Annotated in this window: 3 protein-coding genes and 1 pseudogene; 2 read left to right on the forward strand and 2 right to left on the reverse strand. The window is 39.6% G+C overall.

Going from position 1 to position 2,917, the window contains the following annotated elements; translation table 11 throughout:
* The coding region (locus tag ACOVQQ_RS03490; RefSeq protein WP_421816963.1) for a carboxypeptidase-like regulatory domain-containing protein at positions 1 to 425 on the reverse strand (425 nt) is incomplete at its 3' end.
* A 128-nt stretch (positions 426 to 553) separates the two neighbouring features.
* Positions 554 to 1,531, reverse strand: coding sequence for a pyruvate dehydrogenase complex E1 component subunit beta (locus ACOVQQ_RS03495; RefSeq protein WP_421816964.1), 978 nt, complete (start codon positions 1,529 to 1,531; stop codon positions 554 to 556).
* 237 nt (positions 1,532 to 1,768) lie between these two features.
* On the opposite strand from ACOVQQ_RS03495, the gene ACOVQQ_RS03500 reads away from it, so the two are divergent.
* A complete protein-coding gene (locus ACOVQQ_RS03500) occupies positions 1,769 to 2,515 on the forward strand; it encodes an electron transfer flavoprotein subunit beta/FixA family protein (protein ID WP_295334574.1) in 747 nt (248 codons plus the stop codon).
* Between the two features lie 88 nt (positions 2,516 to 2,603).
* Positions 2,604 to 2,917, forward strand: a pseudogene (locus ACOVQQ_RS03505) (electron transfer flavoprotein subunit alpha/FixB family protein); the annotation flags it as partial.

Genomic DNA, 2,917 nt, shown 5'->3' on the forward strand with positions numbered 1-2,917 from the left:
TTTTCGTATTGGTATTGTTTGAACATTTTCAATCCGTTTTTGCGACGGCGTTCCCAAATTTTACGCAAAATATCCAAGGCCGGATTGTCTTTTTTAGATGTTTTACCGGCGTAAATCTTAACTTCTTTCAAGGCATTGCCTTCGGTTAAAATCACTTTAAAGTCGTAATTCACCAACTTTGGCAACTTGACTTCCTTATCGGGAAAACCTACAAACGATACGATAATAGCCGTATAATTGTTGGGCGATTCGATATAAAACCTTCCGTCTTCATTAGACACAACGCCAACTTGCGAGCCTTTAAAAACGATGTTCGCGTAAGGTATCGGTTGGTTGGTATTGTCGAGCACTATACCACTAACTTTGGTTTGCGCCGATAAACTAAACGCAAAAAAGAAAACAAGAAGTGTAAATATGTTTTTCATGGGCAAAAAAAAACTTCATCTCTTTGATCAGATGAAGTTTCAAATATAGTTATTTAGGTTACTAGATTTCAGACTTCATGGAATTTTTGAGTTTTTCTAACATTCCGCCGATCTAGTAGTCTGTAAAATTATTTGTATGTTACTTTTTTTACTGCTTTAATTACATCATCGGCATTAGGCAACCATTCTTTCAAGAGAGTTGGAGAATAAGGTGCCGGTGTATCTGCTGTTGTAATTCTTTGGATAGGCGCATCTAAATAATCAAAAGCTCTTTCCTGAACCATATACGTTACTTCAGAAGCCACGCTGGCAAAAGGCCAAGCTTCTTCCAAAACTACTAAGCGGTTGGTTTTTTTAACCGAGTTGATAATGGTATCGTAATCCATCGGACGAACCGTTCTTAAGTCGATGATTTCACAAGAAATACCTTCTTTGGCTAATTCGTCAGCTGCAATAAAAGCTTCTTTGATGATTTTACCGAAAGAAACGATAGTCACATCAGTGCCTTCTCTTTTTACATCGGCAACGCCTAACGGAATCGTGTATTCTTCTTCAGGCACTTCACCTTTGTCACCATACATTTGTTCCGATTCCATAAAGATTACCGGATCGTTATCGCGGATAGCTGACTTCAACAATCCTTTCGCATCGTAAGGTGTAGAAGGAACAACTACTTTTAATCCCGGTGTATTAGCATACCAATTTTCAAAGGCTTGCGAGTGTGTAGCACCTAACTGACCGGCAGAAGCGGTTGGCCCACGGAACACCATCGGCATTGGAAATTGTCCGGCCGACATTTGACGCATTTTGGCTGCATTATTAATAATTTGATCAATCCCAACCAAAGAGAAATTGAACGTCATGAATTCTACTATCGGTCGGCATCCGTTCATCGCTGAACCCACGGCAATTCCGGCAAAACCAAGCTCTGCAATCGGGGTATCAATCACTCTTTTCGGACCGAACTCATCCAACATTCCTTTAGAAGCTTTGTAAGCACCGTTGTATTCGGCTACTTCCTCACCCATTAAATAAACTGACTCGTCGCGACGCATTTCTTCGCTCATCGCCTCGGCAACTGCTTCTCTAAATTGTATCGTTCTCATATTTCGGATTGTGTTACTGTCTATAATTTTGAAAGGCAAAAATAAAAATTAAATACGATTAAAAAACATTTCTGTTGGTTAAATAACGGCTTAAAATAATGTGCCGTTCGTTTAACCAATTTCAACACGCTACGAAATCGATTGAAATTTGAAAAAATATTATGCACGCATATAAAAATTAGAAATATATTTTATACTTTTACGGTCAGAAAAAAAATTCACTTAATAAACGCAACAATGAAAATATTAGTTTGCATCAGTCACGTGCCTGATACTACTTCAAAAATTAACTTTGTGAACGGTGATGCGGAATTTGACACCAATGGCGTACAATTCGTAATCAACCCTAACGACGAGTTCGGATTAACCAGAGCCATTTGGTTCCAAGAGCAACAAGGCGCCAATGTTACTGTAGTTAACGTAGGCGGACCGGATACCGAACCAACGCTAAGAAAAGCTTTAGCCATCGGTGCTAACGAAGCGATTCGCGTAAACGCTACTCCTACTGACGGTTTTTTTGTAGCAAAACAATTAGCCGAAGTGGTAAAACAAGGCCAATACGACTTGGTAATCTGCGGTAAAGAATCGTTGGATTACAATGGCGGAATGGTTCCGGGGATGTTAGCCGGTTTGTTGGACTACAACTTTGTGAACTCTTGTACCGAATTAACCATCGACGGTAGCGCAGCCAAAGCGGCTCGTGAAATCGACGGCGGAAAAGAAACTATTTCAGCTTCATTGCCATTAGTAATCGGAGGTCAAAAAGGATTGGTGGAAGAAAAAGACTTGCGCATTCCGAACATGCGTGGTATCATGACCGCCAGAACCAAAGTATTAACGGTATTAGAACCGGTAAGTGCTAACAACAACACCAAAGCGGTAAAATTTGAAAAACCGGCTCCGAAATCGGCTGTGAAATTATTTGCTGCCGACGATTTAGACGGCTTAATCAACGCTTTACACAACGAAGCTAAAGTGATTTAAGAATGAAGAATGTTGATTTAAGATTGCAGATTGTAATCCATAATCATTTCAAAAATCAAAAATCGTTAATCTAAAATCTAAAATTATTATGTCATTATTAATATATGCAGAATCGGCCGACGGAAAATTCAAAAAAGTAGCTTTTGAATTAGCGTCTTATGCCAAAAAAGTAGCCGAATCATTAGGCACTACCGTAACTGCGGTAACGGTAAACGCAGGAAACGTATCGGATTTATCCAAATACGGTGTAGACAAAGTACTGAAAGTAACCAACGATAAATTGGCCAACTTCAACGCCAAAGCCTACGCTGATGTGGTGAAACAAGCCGCTCAAAAAGAAGGCGCTAAAGTAATTTTATTGTCTTCTACTACCGACAGTTTGTACATGGCACCATTAGTAGC

This window comes from Flavobacterium sp. (assembly GCF_049240005.1).
In the GTDB taxonomy this organism is placed as follows: Bacteria; Bacteroidota; Bacteroidia; order Flavobacteriales; family Flavobacteriaceae; genus Flavobacterium.

Coding starts and splice junctions, on each gene's coding strand:
- ACOVQQ_RS03495 (WP_421816964.1), bottom strand. CDS start 1,531: ATGAGAACGATACAATTTAGAGAAGCAGTTGCCGAGGCGATGAGCGAA.
- ACOVQQ_RS03500 (WP_295334574.1), top strand. CDS start 1,769: ATGAAAATATTAGTTTGCATCAGTCACGTGCCTGATACTACTTCAAAA.